Origin of the sequence: Streptomyces sp. NPDC046870 (genome assembly GCF_040704595.1) — a bacterium.
In the GTDB taxonomy this organism is placed as follows: Bacteria; Actinomycetota; Actinomycetes; order Streptomycetales; family Streptomycetaceae; genus Streptomyces; species Streptomyces argyrophylli.
Map to the genome: position 1 here is coordinate 33,614 of NZ_JBEYXM010000002.1, position 17,738 is coordinate 51,351.

The window sequence follows — 17,738 nt, forward strand, 5'->3', positions numbered from 1 at the left end:
CCCGCCGTCCGGGCCGTCAGCCGCGTCCCCGCCGCCGCAGGTGGTGCCGGACGGCCCGCTGGGCGACCGGGCCGAGTGACTCCACCGCGGCCACGAGCGCGCCCAGCTGTTCCAGGGCGTCCAGCGCCGCGTGCGCCCCGGCCTCGTCCACTCCCTCGTACAGCTCGATGCCGACGAACGACGCGGCCACCGCCCGCGCCAGGCCCGCCGGGTCGGCGAACTCGCCGAACGGGGTCTCCGCCAGCACGCGGCGGAGCACCTGCTCGATCTCGGTGATCCACAGTCGCAGCCCGTCGGCCGTCGCCGGGCCCAGTGCCGCGTGCGTCGGGGCGCCGGCCAGCAGCTGGCCGAGGAGGGCCACATGCCCGCCGGCCCGCTCGTGCTCATGGATCTCGCGGCCCACGGCGAGGAGCTCGGAGAGCGAGTCCACCGCGGCCAGGCGCTCGCGGTACCGGGCCACGGCCTTCTCCGCGCCGTACCGGCAGGCCGCGGCGAGCAGCTCGTCCACCGATCCGAAGTGGTAGAAGACCAGCGCCTGGTTGACCCCGGCCGCCGCCGCCACCGTGCGGGCCGACGTCTTGGCGATGCCCTGCTCGGTGAGCGTGCGCAGCGCGCCCTCCAGCAGCTTGGCCTTGGTCTCCTGCGCCTTCGCGGTCTCGGGGCTCACGCGCGCGCCTCCTCCCGCACCGGGCGCAGGCCGGGCCGTACGCCACGGGCGCGGACGTCGGTGTACGACGCCGTGAAGGAGCCCTCGTAGCCGAAGAGCGGTCCGAACCAGCGGTTCACCACGCGGACGCGGACCCTGAAGCGGCCGGCCGTCTCGTCGTACGACTCGCGTACCTCGGCCGTGGCGCCGACGAGTTCGGGGACGCGGACGTCCACCGGGCCCTCCCGGAACCGGTGGGCGCCGGAGCGGATGAGCAGGGAGCCGTCGGGCTCGGCGTGGAAGTGCAGGTCGGTCGCGAGGTGCTGGTGGGTGCCGAGGTAGTCGAGGACGCGGTCGCCCCGCGGGCCGAGCACCATCTGGGCGTCGAAGCGGCGGGCGCGGCCGGGCAGGTGGAAGGTGCGCACGAAGCTCACCGTCTCACGCCCGAAGGTGTCCCGGTACGGCACGTTCTCGATCACGAAGGGCACGTTCCGGCCGGCCCTCGGGACCAGGATGTTCCGGGTGGCGCCCAGGGCGAGGAACGGTTTCACGAAGGCCGGTCCGTGCCAGATCCGGTCCATCACGCCCCGGCCGGTGCAGGCCTCGCCGCCGGCCAGGCCCACCGAGAAGCGGCGTCGCAGGGCGGGGTGGAGGCGCTGGAACTCCGGCCCCAGGGCGCTCTGGAAGATCGAGGTCATCCGTGCTTCTCCAGGGTGCGCAGGAGACGGGGCGCGCGGGTCCGGGTGGCGGGGGCGCGCAGGCAGCGGCGGGCGGCCGGGGTACCGGCGAGCGGCGACTTGAACAGGGCCAGGAAGACGCCGAGCAGGAGCAGGAGCGGGCAGAGGTAGGCCAGCGAGTCCGCGAGGGGGCCGGCCGGGCCGGGGAGCGAGCCCCGTCCCAGTCCGGTCAGGCACGCGGCGAGGAGGAGCGCCCGGACCGCCAGTTCCGCCAGCCAGCGGTACAGCGCCCGCTCCGGGGTGATGCCCCGCTCCAGCCAGAGGCGGAGCCGGTCGAAGGACCAGGCGGTGGCCCAGCCCATGAGCGGACGGAACAGCAGGCGGTCGGCGAGGGCGCCGGGGGCTCCCCAGCGGGGACGGTAGTCGTAGCCGGTGAGGAAGCGGACGCCGTGGGCGTCGGGGACGTAGCGCCAGTAACCGCTGCCCTCGGCGATCGGGGAGAGCGGGTGGGGCGAGGAGAAGCGCAGGGCGGAGGTGCGGGTGCCGTCGGGGCGTTCCCTCTCGCCGGCGGCCACGCCGGTGCCGGAGACGGTGAGGAACGGCAGCACGCGCGTGGCGTACCGGAAGCGCTGCGGTTCGCCCTCCGCGCGCGGGAGGTACTCGATCTCGGTGAAGCGCAGGTCCCAGCGTTGGTGGCGGGCGGGGTCCTGGGTGCGGGCCCACAGCTCGTCGAGGCCGGCGCGGATGTGCGTCTCTCTGTAGAGACCCATGTGTTCCCCCACGTGAGCACGGAGTTTGAGCGAACGCTCAAATCGTCTGGCGCTGAACGTACACCTTTTGAGCGGTCGCTCAAAGAAGGGGTACGACAAAACCCCGGCCCTGGGGACCGGGGTTCGGCCGACGGGTGCGGCTACTGGGCGAGGTGCCGTTCGACGGTCTCCACCTTGGACGTGAGCCCGTCGGTCACTCCGGGGCGGATGTCGGCCTTGAGGACGAGCGAGACGCGCGGGGCGCGGGCCTCGACGGCGGCGACGGCCCGCCTCACGACGTCCATGACCTGGTCCCATTCGCCCTCGATCGAGGTGAACATGGCGTCGGTGCGGTTGGGCAGGCCCGACTCGCGGACCACGCGCACGGCGTCGGCGACGTACTCCCCCACGTCCTCACCGACGCCGAGGGGCGTCACGGAGAAGGCGACGATCATGCGTTCACGACCCCTTCCTTGCGGGCACGGGCGGCGATGACGGCGTCCTCGGCCTCGCGGCGCAGCTTGCGCTCGGCGAAGAAGCCCCCGGTCGGCAGCACCGAGAGGACGAAGTAGAGGGCCGCCGTCCGCAGCGGCCACTTGGCGCGGTTCCAGGCGTCCGCCCAGAAGATCACGTAGAGGACGAAGAGGACGCCGTGGACCGCGCCCATCACGGGGACCGCGTTGAAGTCCGTGGTCCGCTTCAGCACCGAGCAGAGCAGCAGGATCAGGAAGGACACGGCCTCCGGGGCCGAGACCAGCCGGAGACGGCGGAGGGCGGTGGCTGTCTTGATGTCCACGGGTCACCTTCGGTGGGAGAGTCGTTTGTGAACGCACGCACAAGCGTTCCCCCATTGTGGCAAACCGCGCCCGTAGGGGTCCGCTCAGGGTGGGTCTCCACCCATGGGCCCTGTTCCGTCCACCCGCCCGGCCGCTACTTTCACAGCGTGGCGATGTTCCGGCTCCAGGGGAGCAAGGTCCTCGCCGTCGACATGACCGGGGACGCCGTGAAGGCGAAGAACGGCTCGATGGTCGCGTACGACGGGCAGATGGCCTTCAAGAAGCTGAGCGGTGGCGGCGAGGGGCTGCGCGGGATGGTGACCCGGCGGCTCACCGGTGAGCAGATGACGGTGATGGAGGTGAAGGGGCACGGTACCTGCTGGTTCGCGGACCGTGCGTCGGAGATCAACCTGGTGAGCCTCCGGGGCGACAAGCTCTACGTCGAGGCGGGCAACCTGCTGGCCACGGACGCGGGGCTCAGAACGGGCACGACGTTCACGGGGCTGCGCGGGGCCTCGCAGGGCAACGGCCTGTTCACGACGACCGTGGAGGGCCACGGCCAGGCGGCGATCGTCTCGGACGGGCCGGCGGTCGTGCTCCGGGTCAGTCCGCAGTACCCGCTGATCGTCGACCCGGGCGCCTACGTGGCCCACCAGGGCGACGTCCGGCAGACCTTCCAGTCCGGTGTGACGTTCCGCACACTCCTCGGGGAGGGCGGCGGCGAGGCCTTCCAGATCCGCTTCGAGGGCGACGGACTGGTGTACGTGCAGCCGAGCGAGCGGAACACGATCGCGGGGGACCTGTGAGATGACCTTCCGAGAGATCAACTCCAAGATGGTCGAGGCGACGGTGACACCGGGCCGGCGGCTGTTCAGTCAGCGCGGCGCGATGCTCGCCTACAAGGGGGACGTGTCCTTCACGCCCAACCTCCAGGGCGGACAGGGCGGCCTGATGTCCATGATCGGGCGCCGGGTGGCCGGCGAGGCGACCCCGCTGATGACCGTGGAGGGCAGCGGCACGGTGTTCTTCGGGCACGGCGGCCACCATGTCCATGTGATCACCCTCGCCGGCGACACGCTCTACGTCGAGGCCGACCGGCTGCTCGCCTTCGAGGGCACGCTGCGGCAGGGGACGATGTTCATGGGCTCCCAGGGCGGGGTCATGGGCATGGTGCGCGGGCAGGTCACGGGCCAGGGGCTGTTCACGACGACCCTCCAGGGGCAGGGCTCGGTGGCCGTGATGGCGCACGGCGGGGTCTTCGAGGTCCCGGTCACCCCGCAGCGCCCGGTCCACGTCGACCCCCAGGCCTACGTCGCCCACCACGGCGACGTCCGCAACAAGCTGTCCACCGCGCTCGGCTGGCGCGACATGGTGGGCCGGGGCTCCGGCGAGGCCTTCCAGCTGGAACTGAGCGGCAACGGCACGGTGTACGTCCAGGCGTCGGAGGAGAAGCTGTGAGCACCTACGCGAGCCCGGGCGCCGGGCCGGTCGTGCACGACCCTGTGACGCTGCCCGCCGACGACAACGTGAACAAGTACACCTTCTGCGTGGAGCTCAAGGGCGGGCAGTGGTTCCTGCAGAAGGGGAAGATGATCGCCTACTACGGGACGATCGATTTCAACGGCATCGGGCACGGGCGACTCGACCGACTTGTCCGTACGTCCTTCCATTCGCCACTGCACGCGAGCGACTGGGTCGTGGCCGGCGGCTCCGGCAAGATGCTGCTGGCCGACCGGGCCTTCGACGTCAACAGCTACGACCTGGACGACGGGAACTTGACCATTCGCGCGGGCAACCTGCTCGCTTTTCAGCCAAGTCTCGCGCTCAAGCAGTCGATCGTGCCGGGTTTTCTGACCCTTATCGGAACCGGAAAGTTCGTGGCCGCATCTAACGGGCCGGTGGTGTTCCTGGAACCTCCGATCCGGGTCGACCCCCAGGCGCTCGTCGGATGGGCCGACTGCCCGTCCCCGTGCCATCACTACGACCACGGATACATGACGGGTGTGCTGGGCGGTCTACGTGCGATGACGGGCCTCGGCGGGGTATCCGGGGAGGAGCACCAGTTCGAGTTCGTGGGCGCCGGGACGGTTCTGCTGCAGTCGACGGAGACCCTTATGGCCGAGGGGGCCACGGGGGTTGTTCCACCCGAACCGGGAGTGCCGGGCGGTGGCGGAACGGGGCCGGGCGGACACGGTCCGCAATCGTCGGGCGTACCGCGCCTTCCCGGACAGCTGGGGGACCTCCAGCGTCGCTTCGGGCTGTGAGCGGTAGTCTGCGGAGTGTGACGTCGAACGCGTGCGCACTGTCACACCACCCGAAGTAGTTCGCCATTCAACTTCTTAGGTAGACTTCATTCATGGAGACCGAGACGGCCACGCGCTGGCTGACCGATGCGGAGCAGTGCGCTTGGCGCACCCACCTGGAGGTCAACAGGCTGTTGACGTACCAGCTCGAGAAGGATCTCCAGCCGTTCGGCCTGACGATGAACGACTACGAGATCCTGGTGAACCTGTCCGAGTCGGAGGACGTGCGGATGCGGATGAGCGACCTCGCCTCCGCGACGATGCAGTCCAAGAGCCGGCTCTCGCACCAGATCACGCGCATGGAGAACGCGAACCTGGTGCGCCGGGAGAACTGTGACACGGACCGGCGAGGGCTGTACGCCGTGCTCACGGATCACGGCATGGAGACGATGAAGAAGGTCGCGCCGCACCACGTCGCGTCGGTGCGGCGCCACTTCATCGACCTGCTGTCACCGGACACGCTGATGGAACTCGACAAGGCGCTGAAGCCCATCGCCGAGCATCTGCGGGGGCAGCGGGGGCGTCTGTGATCCGGGCCGTCCGGCCCGGATCACGGTAGCCGGGCGGGGGGTGGACGCGCTTACCGGCGCAGGCCGGACGCCGCGCCCACCCGTACCGCTCCCGCGACACGACTGGCCGCGGCCGCCGCGGCCAGCAGTGCGGTTCCGCCCGCCAGGGTGAAGCACACGGGCAGCGGCAGACGGCCGATCACCAGCCCGGCCGCCATCGCCCCGCCCGAGCTTCCCGCGTTCACCGCCATGTTCACCCACGCCCCGGCCTGCGTACGGGCGCTGTCCTGGGCCGATTCGTCGGCCAGCAGGTAGGCCGTCGTCAGGACCGGGGCGATGAACGCTCCGGCGCAGGCCATGGCCGCCGTGAGGGTCCACAGGCCGGGGGCCAGTCCCGCCGCCGCGAGCACCAGACCGAGGCCCGCCGCGAACCGGCACAGACGGGTCCGGGCGCTCGTGCGCCACCGCACCGCCCCGTTGGCCAGGCCGCCCAGCGCACTGCCCGCCGAGAGCGCGCCCAGGACCCACGGGACCAGGGCGGGGTCGTAGCCACGTTCCGTGGCGAAGGCCAGCACCAGCAGCTCCACGGCACTGAGGGCCAGTCCCGCACCCAGGGCGACCACGACCGGGGGCAGCACGCCCCGGACCAGGGCGGCCCGTCCCCGGCCGGACCGCGCGCCGGTGATCCCTTCCCCCGCGAGCCGTGCACCGGCGGCCTCCTCCTTCGAGGGCGACGGGCGCTTTGCGGTCATCGCCGGGGAGGTGACGAAGGCGCACGTGCCCCCGACGTTCAGGGCCGCGCTCAGGAGGATTCCCGCAGCCGGCGGGGCGGAGCCGCCGAGCGTGGCGATCAGGACCGGGCCGGAGACGTAGAGCAGTTCCTCCGCGACGCCGTCCAGACTGTAGGCGCGCTGCAACAGGTCCCGGTCCGTCACCAGTTCGGACCACAGGGCGCGCATGGTCGGGCCCAGCGGGGGCGCGCAGCAGCCCGCGAGGGCGGCGGTGAGGCCGATGGCGGCCGCCGGTGCACCGGGACGCCAGATCAGGACGGCCAGGGCGCCCAGCAGGGCGCCGTACAGCGCGGACATGGGCGGCAGGACCCGGCGCGGGCCGTGCCGGTCGATCAGGGAGGCCCGCAGCGGCATCAGGAAGACCGTCGTGGCGCCGAAGAGGGAGAGGACGGTGCCGGAGACCGCGTAGGACCCGGTGGCGTGGGTGACGGACAGCAGCACCGCCAGCGAGACCGTGCCGTAGGACAGGCGGGCCGTCAGGGCCGCGGTGAAGGTGCGGCGCGCGTGCGGGACGCGCAGGACGGCGGCGTACGAGGGCCGCGAAAGGGGCGTGGACACGCGAGGTTCCTCTGGGAGAGGCGGAAGAGGGGACACCGAAGGGCGCGAAGGCCGTCTGTCCGGCCCCGCGATCCCGGGTGCGCTCTACGCCAAGGAGAGGAACATGCGGGTCAAGGTAGCAGCGCGATCACCGTCCCGGCGACCCCCGGACCGGCTCGCCGATCCAGCCGCGCGGTCAGTTCTCCGTCAGGCCCGCGACGAGTTCGCCCCGCCGCGCGGTACGGGTTCAGCCCACCGTCGACGGTCCACTCGCCACCCTCAGCCGACCGCCCGCTCCCGCACCGGAGCCGTCCTCAGGACGCCCGGCCCGTCCCGGCGCGGGAGGCGGTCGCCCCGGCGACCCGCGGCCCGCACCCGGGCCCACGGCCGGCCCGCCGATCCCGCGGCGCGCTCAGCTCTCCGTCAGGCCCGCGACCAGTTCGTCCGCCGCGCGGTACGGGTCCGGTCCACCGTCGACGGTCCACTCGCCACCCTCAGCCGACCGCCCGCTCCCGCACCGGAGCCGTCCTCAGGACGCCCGGCCCGTCCCGGCGCGGGAGGCGGTCGCCCCAGCGACCCGCGGCCCGCACCCGGGCCCACGGCCGGCCCGCCGATCCCGAGGCGCGCTCAGCTCTCCGTCAGGCCCGCGACGAGTTCGCCCCGCCGCGCGGTACGGGTCCGGTCCACCGTCGACGGTCCACTCGCCACCCTCAGCCGACCGCCCGCTCCCGCACCGGAGCCGTCCTCAGGACGCCCGGCCCGTCCCCGCGCGGAAGGCCGCCGCGAGGTGGTGACACCGCCCTCAGCCATTGGCGCGCCCAGCGCATCCCCGCACGGGAACGGGGCGTCCAACCGTCGACGCCTTCGGCCCGCCCAGCGAGATCCCCCGCACCGGAGACCCGGGCGGAAACCCCGTTCACCCACGGCCCGCCGATCCCGCGGCGCGCTCAGCTCTCCGTCAGGCCCGCGACCAGTTCGTCCGCCGCGCGGTACGGGTCCAGTTCGCCGGTGACGATGCGTTCGGCGAGGGCGCTGAGGCGGCGGTCGCCGTGCAGGTCGCCGATGCGTTCCCGCAGGGCCGTCACCGCGATGGTCTCCACCTCGCGGGCCGCGCGGGCCTTGCGGCGCTCCGTGAGGATCCCGCGCTCCTCCATCCAGGCCCGGTGCTTCTCCAGCGCCTCCACGACCTCGTCGACGCCCTCCGCGCGCGCCGCGACCGTCTTCACGATCGGCGGGCGCCAGTCACCGGGGCCCCGGGCCTCGCCCAGGCCCAGCATGTGGTTCAGTTCGCGGGCGGTGGCGTCGGCGCCGTCCCGGTCGGCCTTGTTGACGACGTACACGTCGCCGATCTCCAGGATCCCGGCCTTCGCCGCCTGGATGCCGTCGCCCATGCCGGGGGCCAGGAGGACCACGCTGGTGTCCGCCTGGGAGGCGATCTCCACCTCCGACTGGCCCACACCGACCGTCTCGACCAGGATCACGTCGCAGCCGGCCGCGTCCAGCACCCGGATGGCCTGCGGGGCCGCCCAGGCCAGGCCGCCGAGGTGGCCGCGGGTCGCCATGGAGCGGATGTAGACGCCGGGGTCGGAGGCGTGCTCCGACATCCGGACCCGGTCGCCGAGCAGGGCGCCGCCGGAGAACGGCGACGAGGGGTCGACGGCCAGGACGCCGACCCGCCTGCCCTGCTTGCGGTACGCGGTGACGAGCGCGGAGGTGGAGGTGGACTTGCCGACGCCCGGCGAGCCCGTCAGGCCGACCACGTACGCGTTGCCCGTCAGCGGGGCCAGCGCCGCCATGACCTCCCTCAGCTGCGGGGACGCCCCCTCCACGAGGGAGATCAGCCGGGCCACGGCCCGCGGCCGGCCTTCCCTGGCCTGGGCCACCAGAGAGGAGACGTCCTGCATCACAGCTCCGTTCAGTTCACCACGTACCGGACACCGGCGTACCGGAAACAGACCTCGGGGTCTCAGGCCCTCGGTACCCGCACGATCAGCGCGTCACCCTGGCCACCGCCGCCGCACAGCGCCGCCGCGCCGACGCCGCCGCCGCGCCGCTTGAGCTCCAGTGCCAAGTGGAGCACGAGCCGGGCGCCGGACATGCCGATCGGGTGACCCAGCGCGATCGCGCCGCCGTTGACGTTCACCTTTTCCGTGGAAACGCCGAGGTCCTTCATTGACTGGACGGCGACGGCGGCGAAGGCCTCGTTGATCTCGATGAGGTCCAGGTCGGAGACCTCCAGGCCCTCCTTCTTCAGGGCGTGCAGGATGGCGTTCGACGGCTGGGACTGCAGCGAGTTGTCCGGGCCGGCCACATTGCCGTGCGCGCCGATCTCGGCGAGCCAGGTCAGGCCCAGTTCCTCCGCCTTCGCCTTGCTCATCACGACCACGGCCGCCGCACCGTCCGAGATCTGCGAGGAGGAGCCGGCGGTGATCGTGCCGTCCTTGGCGAAGGCCGGGCGCAGCTTGGCCAGGGACTCGGCGGTGGTGTCGCCGCGGATGCCCTCGTCCTTGCTGAACAGCACGGGCTCGCCCTTGCGCTGCGGGATCTCCACGGGGGTGATCTCGGCCTCGAACAGGCCGTTCTTCTGGGCGGCGGCGGCGCGCTGGTGGGACAGGGCGGCGATCTCGTCCTGCTCGGGGCGCTTGATGCCGAGGCGGGTGTTGTGCCTCTCCGTGGACTCGCCCATCGGGACGTTCTCCCACGGGTCGGTCAGGCCGTCGTAGGCCATCGCGTCGAGCATCTGGACCGCGCCGTACTTGTACCCTTCGCGGGACTTGGGCAGCAGGTGCGGGGCGTTGGTCATGGACTCCTGGCCGCCCGCCACGACGATGTCGAATTCACCCGCGCGGATCAGCTGGTCGGCGAGGGCGATGGCGTCGAGGCCGGAGAGGCACACCTTGTTGACGGTCAGCGCCGGGACATTCATGGGGATGCCGGCCTTGACGGCGGCCTGGCGGGCCGGGATCTGGCCGGCGCCGGCCTGGAGGACCTGGCCCATGATGACGTACTGCACCTGGTCGCCGCCGATCCCCGCACGGTCGAGGGCGGCCTTGATCGCGAAGCCGCCCAGGTCGGCTCCGGAGAAGGACTTCAGCGAGCCCAGCAGCCGCCCCATGGGCGTCCGGGCGCCCGCGACGATCACCGAGCTGGTCGTTCCAGAAGATCCAGAAGACATGAGGTGCGATCCCCTTCCAGCTGCACACAGCCGAGGAGTGAACGAGGGTTTACTTCGAATGTACTGAGCGGTTGGACATGGCGTCATCGGCCCGTCGGTGTGATCGCGCGCACGTTGCGTAACCATCCCGGGAGCGCTGCACTGAATCCATGCTGACGCGAATCGACCACATCGGGATCGCCTGCCACGACCTCGACGCGACCGTCGAGTTCTACCGGGCCACGTACGGCTTCGAGGTGTTCCACACCGAGGTCAACGAGGAGCAGGGCGTGCGGGAGGCCATGCTCAGGATCAACGGCACCTCGGACGGCGGCGCCTCCTACCTCCAGCTGCTGGAACCGGTCCGCGAGGACTCCACCGTCGCCAAGTGGCTCGCGAAGAACGGGGAGGGCGTCCACCACATCGCCTTCGGCACCGCGGACGTCGACGCGGACGCCGCGGACATCCGCGGAAAGGGCGTCCGGGTGCTCTACGACGAGCCACGACGCGGCTCCATGGGGTCGCGGATCACCTTCCTGCACCCCAAGGATTGCCATGGCGTTCTGACAGAACTGGTCACTTCGGCCCCTGTTGAGTCACCTGAGCACTGACCCCCGTACATAAGGGCCGGTAGGGTTGGGGGCGGTCGTCCCCGAAACGGGGACGACCGCATGCCGGGGTCCGGGTTTCGGGGGACGAGCGTCGGGGCAGCAGCCCGTGCTCCGCCGTCTGTCTGACACCATTCCCCGGGGGCCCCGTTCGGCGGATGGACGGAGCTCGTTGCAGAAGCTGACCAGGGGACGGATGGGACCGCGCAGTGCGGGGCTACGAGAGCCAGGAGCGAGAGCCGGCGGCTGACGTCGACCACCTCTCTCGGTTCGAGGCCGAGATGAAGCGGCTGAGGACCGAGCGCGAGAAGGCGATCCAGCACGCCGAGGACCTCGGCTACCAGGTCGAGGTGCTGCGCGCCAAGCTGCACGAGGCGCGGCGCACCCTCATGACCCGGCCCGCCTACGACGCGGGTGACATCGGGTACCAGGCCGAACAGTTGCTTCGCAACGCCCAGATGCAGGCCGAGCAGCTGCGCCAGGACGCCGAGCGGGAGCTGAGCCAGGCCCGTGCACAGACCCAGCGCATCCTCCAGGAGCACGCCGAGCAGGCCGCGCGGCTCCAGGCCGAGCTGCACCAGGAGGCGGTGACCCGGCGCCAGCAGCTCGACCAGGAGCTGGCCGAGCGCAGGGCCACCGTCGAGTCGCACGTCAACGAGAACGTGGCCTGGGCCGAGCAACTGCGCGCCCGCACCGAGCAGCAGGCCCGGCGGCTGCTGGAGGAGTCCCGCGCGGAGGCCGAGCAGGCGATGGCCGCCGCCCGCGCGGAGGCCGAACGGCTGACCCGGGAGGCCCGGGAGCGGCTGCAGAGCGAGGCCGAGTCGGCGCGCGCGGAGGCCGAGCAGATCCTGCGCCGGGCCCGCGCGGACGCCGAGCGGCTGCTGAACGCGGCCTCCACGCAGGCGCAGGAGGCCACGGAGCACGCCGAGCAGCTGCGCACGGCCACGGTCACCGAGTCGGACGCGGCCCGCCGGCAGGCCGCCGAGCTGAGCCGGACCGCCGAGGAGCGGATGACGGCGGCCGAGGAGGCGCTGCGCAAGGCGCAGGCCGAGGCCGAGAAGGTGGTCACGGAGGCGAAGGAGGCCGCCGCCAAGGCCCTCGCCACCGCGGAGGCCGCCAACGAGACGCGGACGCGCACCGCCAAGGAGCAGGTCGCCCGGCTGGTCGAGGAGGCCACCAAGGAGGCCGAGCACACCAGGTCCGAGGCCGAGCAACTGGTCGCGGACGCCCGCGCCGAGGCCGAGAAGATCGTCGCCGAGGCCGCCGAGAAGGCCCGCTCGATCACCGCCGAGGAGACGGCCACCCAGCTGTCCAAGGCGGCCAAGACCGCCGAGGACGTCCTGAACAAGGCGTCCGAGGACGCCCAGAAGACCACCAGGGCCGCCGCCGAGGAGGCCGAGCGGATCCGCTCCGAGGCCGAGGCCGAGGCGGACCGGCTGCGTGCCGAGGCGCACGACATCGCCGAGCAGCTCAAGGGCGCGGCGAAGGACGACACCAAGGAGTACCGCGCCAAGACGGTCGAGCTGCAGGAGGAGGCCCGCCGGCTGCGCGGCGAGGCCGAGCAGCTGCGCGCCGACGCGGTCGCCGAGGGCGAGTCGATCCGCGCCGAGGCCCGCCGGGAGGCGGTGGCGCAGATCGAGGAGGCGGCCAGGTCCGCCGAGGAGCTGCTGGCCAAGGCCAAGGCGGACGCCGACGAGCTGCGGCAGACCGCGACCGCCGACAGCGAGAAGGTCCGCACCGAGGCCATCGAGCGGGCCACCGGCCTGCGCCGGCAGGCCGAGGAGACCCTGGAGCGCACCCGCAAGGAGGCCGAGCGGCTGCGCGCCGAGGCCGCCGAGCAGGCCGAGACGGTCCGCTCGGACGCCGAGAAGGCCGCGCGGGAGCTGCGCGAGGAGACCGAGAAGGCCGTCGAGTCCCGTCGTGCCGAGGCCGCCGAGGAGCTGAGCCGGCTCCAGACCGAGGCGCAGGAGCGGCTGGCGTCGGCCGAGCAGGCGCTGGACGACGCCCGCGCCGAGGCGGCCCGGATCCGCCGGGAGGCCGCCGAGGAGACCGAGCGGCTGCGTGCGGAGGCCGCCGAGCGGATCCGCACGCTCCAGCAGCAGGCCGAGGCCGAGGCCGAGCGGCTGCGGGACGAGGCCGCGTCCGACGCGTCCGCCTCCCGCGCCGAGGGCGAGGCCCTCGCCGTACGGCTGCGGTCCGAGGCCGCCGCCGAGGCCGAGCGGCTGAAGGCGGAGGCGCAGGACACCGCCGACCGGGTGCGCGCGGAGGCGCAGGCCGCCGCCGAGCGCCTCGGCACCGAGGCGTCCGAGACGCTGGCCGCCGCGCAGGAGGAGGCCGCCCGTCGCCGCCGCGAGGCCGAGGAGCTCCTCGGCGCCGCCCGCGAGGAGGCCGACCAGGAGCGGCAGCGGGCCCGCGAGCAGAGCGAGGAACTGCTGGCCTCCGCGCGCAAGCGCGTGGAGGAGGCGCAGGCCGAGGCCACCCGGCTGGTGGAGGAGGCGGACCGGCGCGCCACGGAGATGGTCGGCGCCGCCGAGCAGCACGCGCAGCAGGTGCGGGACTCCGTCGCCGGGCTGCACGAGCAGGCGCAGGAGGAGATCGCCGGGCTGCGTTCGGCCGCCGAGCACGCGGCGGACCGTACCCGCCGGGAGGCCGAGGAGGAGGCGGACCGCGTCCGCGCCGACGCCTACGCCGAGCGGGAGCGGGCGAGCGAGGACGCCTCCCGGATCCGGCGTGAGGCGAACGAGGAGTCGGAGGCCGCGAAGGCGCTGGCCGAGCGGACGATGGCGGAGGCCATCGCGGAGGCCGAACGGCTGCGCGCGGACGCGGGCGAGTACGCCCAGCGGGTGCGCACCGAGGCGTCGGACGCGCTGGCCGAGGCCGACCAGGCGGCGGCCCGCACCCGGGCGGACGCCCGCGAGGACGCCAACCGCATCCGCTCCGACGCGGCCACCCAGGCCGACACCCTCATCACCGAGGCCCGCAACGAGGCCGAACGCCTCCAGACCGAGACGCTCGCCGAGGCCGAGCGGCTCCAGACGGAGACCGCGGCGGAGGCCGAGCGCGTCCGCACGGAGGCGGCGGAGACGCTCACCGAGGCCACCGAGGCGGCGACCCGCGCCCGGGCCGAGGCCCGCGAGGACGCCAACCGCATCCGCTCCGACGCGGCCACCCAGGCCGACACCCTCATCACCGAGGCCCGCAACGAGGCCGAACGCCTCCAGACCGAGACGCTCGCCGAGGCCGAGCGGGTGCGCGCGGAGGCGCTGAGCGAGGCGGACCGGGTCCGTGCCGAGGCGGTCGCGAGCGCCGAGCAGCTGCTCGGGGAGGCGACCGACGAGGCGGAGCGGCTGCGGGCCGAGGCGGCCGAGACCGTCGGTTCGGCGCAGGCGCACGCGGAGCGGCTGCGGGCCGAGGCCGAACGGACGAAGGCGCAGGCGCGGGCGGAGGCCGAACGGCTCGTCGGCTCCGCGCGCCAGGAGGCCGAGCGGACCCTGGACGAGGCCCGCAAGGACGCCAACAAACGGCGTTCGGAGGCGGCGGAGCAGGTCGACAAGCTCATCACGGAGACCACGGCCGAGGCCGACAAGCTGCTCACCGAGGCGCAGCAGCAGGCGCTGAAGACCACCGCGGACGCCGAGTCGCAGGCCGACACGATGGTCGGCGCGGCGCGCAGCGAGGCCGACCGGATCGTCTCCGAGGCCACCATCGAGGGCAACTCCCTGGTGGAGAAGGCCCGGACGGACGCGGACGAGCTGCTGGTCGGCGCCCGCCGGGACGCCACCGCGATCCGGCAGCGCGCGGAGGAGCTGCGCGACCGCATCACCGGCGAGATCGAGGAGCTGCACGAGCGGGCCCGGCGCGAGGCCGCCGAGACGATGAAGTCCACCGGTGACCGTTGCGACGCGCTGATCAAGGCGGCCGAGGAGCAGCTGGCGAAGGCCGAGGCGAAGGCCAAGGAGCTGGTGTCGGACGCCAACTCCGAAGCGGGCAAGGTGCGCATCGCCGCGGTCAAGAAGGCGGAGGGGCTTCTGAAGGAGGCCGAGCAGAAGAAGGCCAGCCTCGTGAAGGAGGCCGAGGAGCTGAAGGCGGAGGCGATCCGCGAGGCCCGGCGCACCGTCGAGGAGGGCAAGCGGGAGCTGGAGGTCCTGGTGCGCCGACGGGAGGACATCAACGCCGAGATCTCCCGGGTCCAGGACGTGCTGGAGGCGCTGGAGTCCTTCGAGGCCCCCGCGGCCGGCAAGGACGGCGGAGTCAAGGCGGGCGCCACGGTGGGTGCCCCCCGTTCGGGTGGCAAGTCGTCAGAGAGCTAGCGTACGAGGTACGTTCGGGTGTCTCCTGGGGGCTTTGCCCGACTCCTCGGCAAGCCGTCCGCCGGTCAGCCACCCGAATGGGGTGCCATTCTCCAGATCAAAACCGTATCTGCTCGATGACACACCGCTTCGGCCCCTAGGATTCCCCTTATCACCTCACTCACCGGTCTCATTCGACAGGAACCCCATGAGCGACACTTCCCCCTACGGCTTCGAGCTTGTGCGGCGTGGATACGACCGCGCTCAGGTGGACGAACGTATCTCCAAGCTCGTCTCCGACCGTGACAGCGCTCTCGCCCGCATCACCGCCCTGGAGAAGCGCATCGAGGAGCTCCACCTCGAGACGCAGAACGCCCAGGCCCAGATCACGGACGCCGAGCCGTCGTACGCGGGTCTCGGCGCGCGGGTCGAGAAGATCCTGCGCCTGGCCGAGGAAGAGGCCAAGGAGCTGCGTGAGGAGGCCCGGAGGGCGGCCGAGCAGCACCGCGACCTCGCCGAGTCGGCGGCCCAGCAGGTCCGCAACGACGCCGAGTCGTACGCGGCCGAGCGCAAGGCCAAGGCCGAGGACGAGGGCGTCCGGATCGTCGAGAAGGCCAAGTCCGACGCGGCCCAGCTGCGCACCGAGGCGCAGAAGGACGCGCAGTCCAAGCGCGAGGAGGCGGACGCCCTCTTCGAGGAGACCCGCGCCAAGGCCGCGCAGGCCGCCGCCGACTTCGAGACGAACCTGGCCAAGCGTCGCGAGCAGTCCGAGCGCGACCTGGCCTCGCGTCAGCAGAAGGCCGAGAAGCGCCTCGCCGAGATCGAGCACCGGGCCGAGCAGCTCCGCCTGGAGGCGGAGAAGCTGCGCACCGACGCCGAGCGCCGCGCCCGCCAGACGGTGGAGACCGCCCAGCGCCAGGCCGAGGACATCGTGGCCGACGCCAACGCCAAGGCCGACCGGATCCGTTCGGAATCCGAGCGTGAGCTGGCGGCGCTCACCAACCGCCGCGACAGCATCAACGCCCAGCTGACGAACGTCCGCGAGATGCTCGCCACGCTGACCGGTGCCGCGGTGGCCGCGGCCGGCACGTCGACCGACGACGAGCCGATCTCCCGGGGCGTTCCGGCGCAGCAGTCCCGGTAGGTCCGGGCAGTCGTACGACCCTGAGGGGCGGTGGGACCCGGTCCCGCCGCCCCTTCGGCGTCGCCGGCGCAGGCGTCCTCGTCCTCGCGGGTGACCACGGTCCGGGCGGTGCCGCCGGCCGCGCAGACCACGTTCGGCGCGCACGTCCCGTCGCTGTTCGTGCGGCCCGGACCGGTGGTCCGGTGCGGCCGGCCGCCGGTGAGGCCGTACGCCCGCACCCCGCTGCCGGTCGGCGCGAGGGCCACGTCGCCGTCGGCCGCGAGCAGGCTGTCGCTGCCGGAGGGGAACGCGGGCCGGCGCCGCCCGCGACGCCCTCGCTCACCGCCTCGCACACCGGCGCCCGCGGCGTCCAGCGCGTCGCCGCGCACCCGGACCACGCCCGGGCCGCGCGTCCACGGGTACGCCCGCCACCCGGGCCGCAGCGCGACCAGCACGCCGGCGACGGCGAGGCCGGCGGGCAGGAGCTTGCCGGGGCGCCGGTCGGTGCACGTGGAACTCCACCGCGCGCCCGGCCGCCGCACCGGCGGCCGTTCAGCGGGGCTGGAGCATGCCGCCTCCGCTCGGGTGGCAGCCGCCCCGCGCCCGTCTTAGCGTGGCCGCATGATCGAGCTGGAGGGGCTGACGAAGCGGTACGGCGCGAAGGTGGCGGTCGACCACCTCACCTTCGCCGTCCGGCCGGGCATCGTGACGGGGTTTCTCGGGCCCAACGGCGCCGGGAAGTCCACGACCATGCGGATGATCCTCGGGCTCGACCGCCCCACCGCCGGCGATGTCCGGATCGACGGCACGCACTACGACCGGCTCAGGGACCCGCTGACGTACATCGGCGCGCTGCTGGACGCCAAGGCCGTGCACGGCGGCCGGAGCGCCTGGAACCACCTGCTGTGCCTCGCGCAGAGCAACGGCATCCCCGAGCGCCGGGTGGCGGAGGTCCTGGAGACCGTGGGGCTGACCGCCGTGGCCCGGAAGAAGGCCAAGGGGTTCTCGTACGGCATGGGGCAGCGGCTCGGGATCGCCGCCGCGCTGCTCGGGGACCCACGCATCCTGATGTTCGACGAGCCGGTCAACGGCCTGGACCCGGAGGGCATCCACTGGATCCGGAACCTGATGAAGTCGCTGGCCGCGGAGGGCCGGACGGTGTTCGTCTCCAGTCATCTGATGAGCGAGATGGCGCTGACGGCCGATCACCTGGTGGTGATCGGGCAGGGGCGGCTGCTCGCGGACACCTCCATGGCCGACTTCATCCGGACCAACTCGCGGTCGTACGTGCGCATCCGCTCCCCCCAGCGCGAGCGGCTGCTCGACGTGCTGCACCAGGCCGGGATCACCGTCGTGGAGGCGGACGGCGGGGCGCTGGAGGTGGAGGGCGGCAAGGCGGAGCAGATCGGTGAGCTGGCCGCGCGGTACGGGCTCGTGCTGCACGAGCTGAGCCCGCGGCAGGCCTCGCTGGAGGAGGCGTTCATGCAGCTGACGGCGGAAGCGGTGGAGTACCACGCGCAGGCCGGTCCCGGTCCCGCCGCGCAGGACTGGGGCGCCGGCTGGAAGGGGGTCTGAG

At 73.0% G+C, this 17,738-nt stretch carries 16 protein-coding genes; 8 read left to right on the forward strand and 8 right to left on the reverse strand.

Annotated elements, in window-relative coordinates; all coding sequences use genetic code 11:
• Positions 1-16: 16 nt before the first annotated feature.
• From AB0946_RS04595 to AB0946_RS04615, 5 genes are all read right to left on the reverse strand, one after another.
• Positions 17-667 carry a TetR/AcrR family transcriptional regulator gene (locus tag AB0946_RS04595; RefSeq protein ID WP_366759169.1) on the reverse strand — a complete coding sequence of 217 codons (651 nt, stop codon included), beginning with the start codon at positions 665-667 and terminating at the stop codon, positions 17-19.
• A complete protein-coding gene (locus AB0946_RS04600) occupies positions 664-1,344 on the reverse strand; it encodes a DUF4166 domain-containing protein (protein WP_366759170.1) in 681 nt (226 codons plus the stop codon). Before AB0946_RS04600 ends, AB0946_RS04595 begins: the two co-directional genes overlap by 4 nt.
• Positions 1,341-2,093 carry a hypothetical protein gene (locus AB0946_RS04605; RefSeq protein WP_366759171.1) on the reverse strand — a complete coding sequence of 251 codons (753 nt, stop codon included), beginning with the start codon at positions 2,091-2,093 and terminating at the stop codon, positions 1,341-1,343. Before AB0946_RS04605 ends, AB0946_RS04600 begins: the two co-directional genes overlap by 4 nt.
• 140 nt (positions 2,094-2,233) lie before the next feature.
• Positions 2,234-2,527, reverse strand: a complete 294-nt coding sequence (locus AB0946_RS04610) for an MTH1187 family thiamine-binding protein (protein WP_366759172.1) — start codon at positions 2,525-2,527, stop codon at positions 2,234-2,236.
• Complete coding sequence (locus AB0946_RS04615; RefSeq protein WP_366759173.1) at positions 2,524-2,868, reverse strand: DUF3817 domain-containing protein; 345 nt, start codon at positions 2,866-2,868, stop codon at positions 2,524-2,526. The genes AB0946_RS04610 and AB0946_RS04615 overlap by 4 nt, the downstream gene beginning before the upstream one ends.
• 153 nt (positions 2,869-3,021) lie before the next feature.
• Between AB0946_RS04615 and AB0946_RS04620 the strand changes: the two genes are divergently transcribed.
• The 4 genes from AB0946_RS04620 (at position 3,022) to AB0946_RS04635 (ending at position 5,681) form a co-directional block, all read left to right on the forward strand.
• Entirely contained in the window at positions 3,022-3,654 is a 633-nt protein-coding gene (locus tag AB0946_RS04620) for an AIM24 family protein (RefSeq protein WP_366759803.1), read from the forward strand.
• 1 nt (position 3,655) lies between these two features.
• A complete protein-coding gene (locus AB0946_RS04625; RefSeq protein ID WP_366759174.1) occupies positions 3,656-4,306 on the forward strand; it encodes an AIM24 family protein in 651 nt (216 codons plus the stop codon).
• The gene (locus tag AB0946_RS04630) at positions 4,303-5,112 is read left to right on the forward strand and encodes an AIM24 family protein (protein ID WP_366759175.1); all 810 of its coding nucleotides are present in this window, start codon (positions 4,303-4,305) and stop codon (positions 5,110-5,112) included. The genes AB0946_RS04625 and AB0946_RS04630 overlap by 4 nt, the downstream gene beginning before the upstream one ends.
• Positions 5,113-5,204: 92 nt before the next feature.
• Positions 5,205-5,681, forward strand: coding sequence for a MarR family transcriptional regulator (locus tag AB0946_RS04635; protein ID WP_366751848.1), 477 nt, complete (start codon positions 5,205-5,207; stop codon positions 5,679-5,681).
• Between the two features lie 50 nt (positions 5,682-5,731).
• On the opposite strand, the gene AB0946_RS04640 is transcribed toward AB0946_RS04635, so the two are convergent.
• The 3 genes from AB0946_RS04640 to AB0946_RS04650 all read right to left on the reverse strand — a co-directional run bounded on the left by AB0946_RS04640 (position 5,732) and on the right by AB0946_RS04650 (position 10,163).
• The gene (locus AB0946_RS04640) at positions 5,732-7,009 is read right to left on the reverse strand and encodes an MFS transporter (RefSeq protein WP_366759176.1); all 1,278 of its coding nucleotides are present in this window, start codon (positions 7,007-7,009) and stop codon (positions 5,732-5,734) included.
• Between the two features lie 926 nt (positions 7,010-7,935).
• Complete coding sequence (gene meaB / locus AB0946_RS04645; RefSeq protein ID WP_366759177.1) at positions 7,936-8,892, reverse strand: methylmalonyl Co-A mutase-associated GTPase MeaB; 957 nt, start codon at positions 8,890-8,892, stop codon at positions 7,936-7,938.
• Between the two features lie 62 nt (positions 8,893-8,954).
• On the reverse strand, positions 8,955-10,163 hold the full coding sequence (locus AB0946_RS04650; protein ID WP_366759178.1) for an acetyl-CoA C-acetyltransferase: 1,209 nt from the start codon (positions 10,161-10,163) through the stop codon (positions 8,955-8,957).
• Positions 10,164-10,312: 149 nt separating this feature from the next.
• On the opposite strand from AB0946_RS04650, the gene mce reads away from it, so the two are divergent.
• The 4 genes from mce to AB0946_RS04670 all read left to right on the forward strand — a co-directional run bounded on the left by mce (position 10,313) and on the right by AB0946_RS04670 (position 17,737).
• Positions 10,313-10,753: a methylmalonyl-CoA epimerase gene (gene mce / locus AB0946_RS04655; protein ID WP_189891729.1), complete on the forward strand. Its 441-nt coding sequence runs from the start codon at positions 10,313-10,315 to the stop codon at positions 10,751-10,753.
• 206 nt (positions 10,754-10,959) lie between these two features.
• Entirely contained in the window at positions 10,960-15,060 is a 4,101-nt protein-coding gene (gene scy / locus AB0946_RS04660) for a polarized growth protein Scy (protein WP_366759179.1), read from the forward strand.
• Positions 15,061-15,247: 187 nt separating this feature from the next.
• Complete coding sequence (locus AB0946_RS04665) at positions 15,248-16,183, forward strand: cellulose-binding protein (protein ID WP_171152757.1); 936 nt, start codon at positions 15,248-15,250, stop codon at positions 16,181-16,183.
• A 600-nt stretch (positions 16,184-16,783) separates the two neighbouring features.
• Positions 16,784-17,737 (forward strand): ATP-binding cassette domain-containing protein, encoded by a 954-nt coding sequence (locus tag AB0946_RS04670; protein WP_366759180.1) that lies wholly within the window; start codon positions 16,784-16,786, stop codon positions 17,735-17,737.
• Position 17,738 lies beyond the last annotated feature (1 nt).

Excerpts from the sequence above, each read along its gene's own strand:
- AB0946_RS04600 (WP_366759170.1), bottom strand. The coding sequence starts at position 1,344 with ATGACCTCGATCTTCCAGAGCGCCCTGGGGCCGGAGTTCCAGCGCCTC.
- AB0946_RS04605 (WP_366759171.1), bottom strand. The coding sequence starts at position 2,093 with ATGGGTCTCTACAGAGAGACGCACATCCGCGCCGGCCTCGACGAGCTG.
- AB0946_RS04610 (WP_366759172.1), bottom strand. The coding sequence starts at position 2,527 with ATGATCGTCGCCTTCTCCGTGACGCCCCTCGGCGTCGGTGAGGACGTG.
- AB0946_RS04620 (WP_366759803.1), top strand. The coding sequence starts at position 3,022 with ATGTTCCGGCTCCAGGGGAGCAAGGTCCTCGCCGTCGACATGACCGGG.
- AB0946_RS04625 (WP_366759174.1), top strand. The coding sequence starts at position 3,656 with ATGACCTTCCGAGAGATCAACTCCAAGATGGTCGAGGCGACGGTGACA.
- AB0946_RS04635 (WP_366751848.1), top strand. The coding sequence starts at position 5,205 with ATGGAGACCGAGACGGCCACGCGCTGGCTGACCGATGCGGAGCAGTGC.
- meaB (WP_366759177.1), bottom strand. The coding sequence starts at position 8,892 with ATGCAGGACGTCTCCTCTCTGGTGGCCCAGGCCAGGGAAGGCCGGCCG.
- AB0946_RS04650 (WP_366759178.1), bottom strand. The coding sequence starts at position 10,163 with ATGTCTTCTGGATCTTCTGGAACGACCAGCTCGGTGATCGTCGCGGGC.
- mce (WP_189891729.1), top strand. The coding sequence starts at position 10,313 with ATGCTGACGCGAATCGACCACATCGGGATCGCCTGCCACGACCTCGAC.
- AB0946_RS04665 (WP_171152757.1), top strand. The coding sequence starts at position 15,248 with ATGAGCGACACTTCCCCCTACGGCTTCGAGCTTGTGCGGCGTGGATAC.
- AB0946_RS04670 (WP_366759180.1), top strand. The coding sequence starts at position 16,784 with ATGATCGAGCTGGAGGGGCTGACGAAGCGGTACGGCGCGAAGGTGGCG.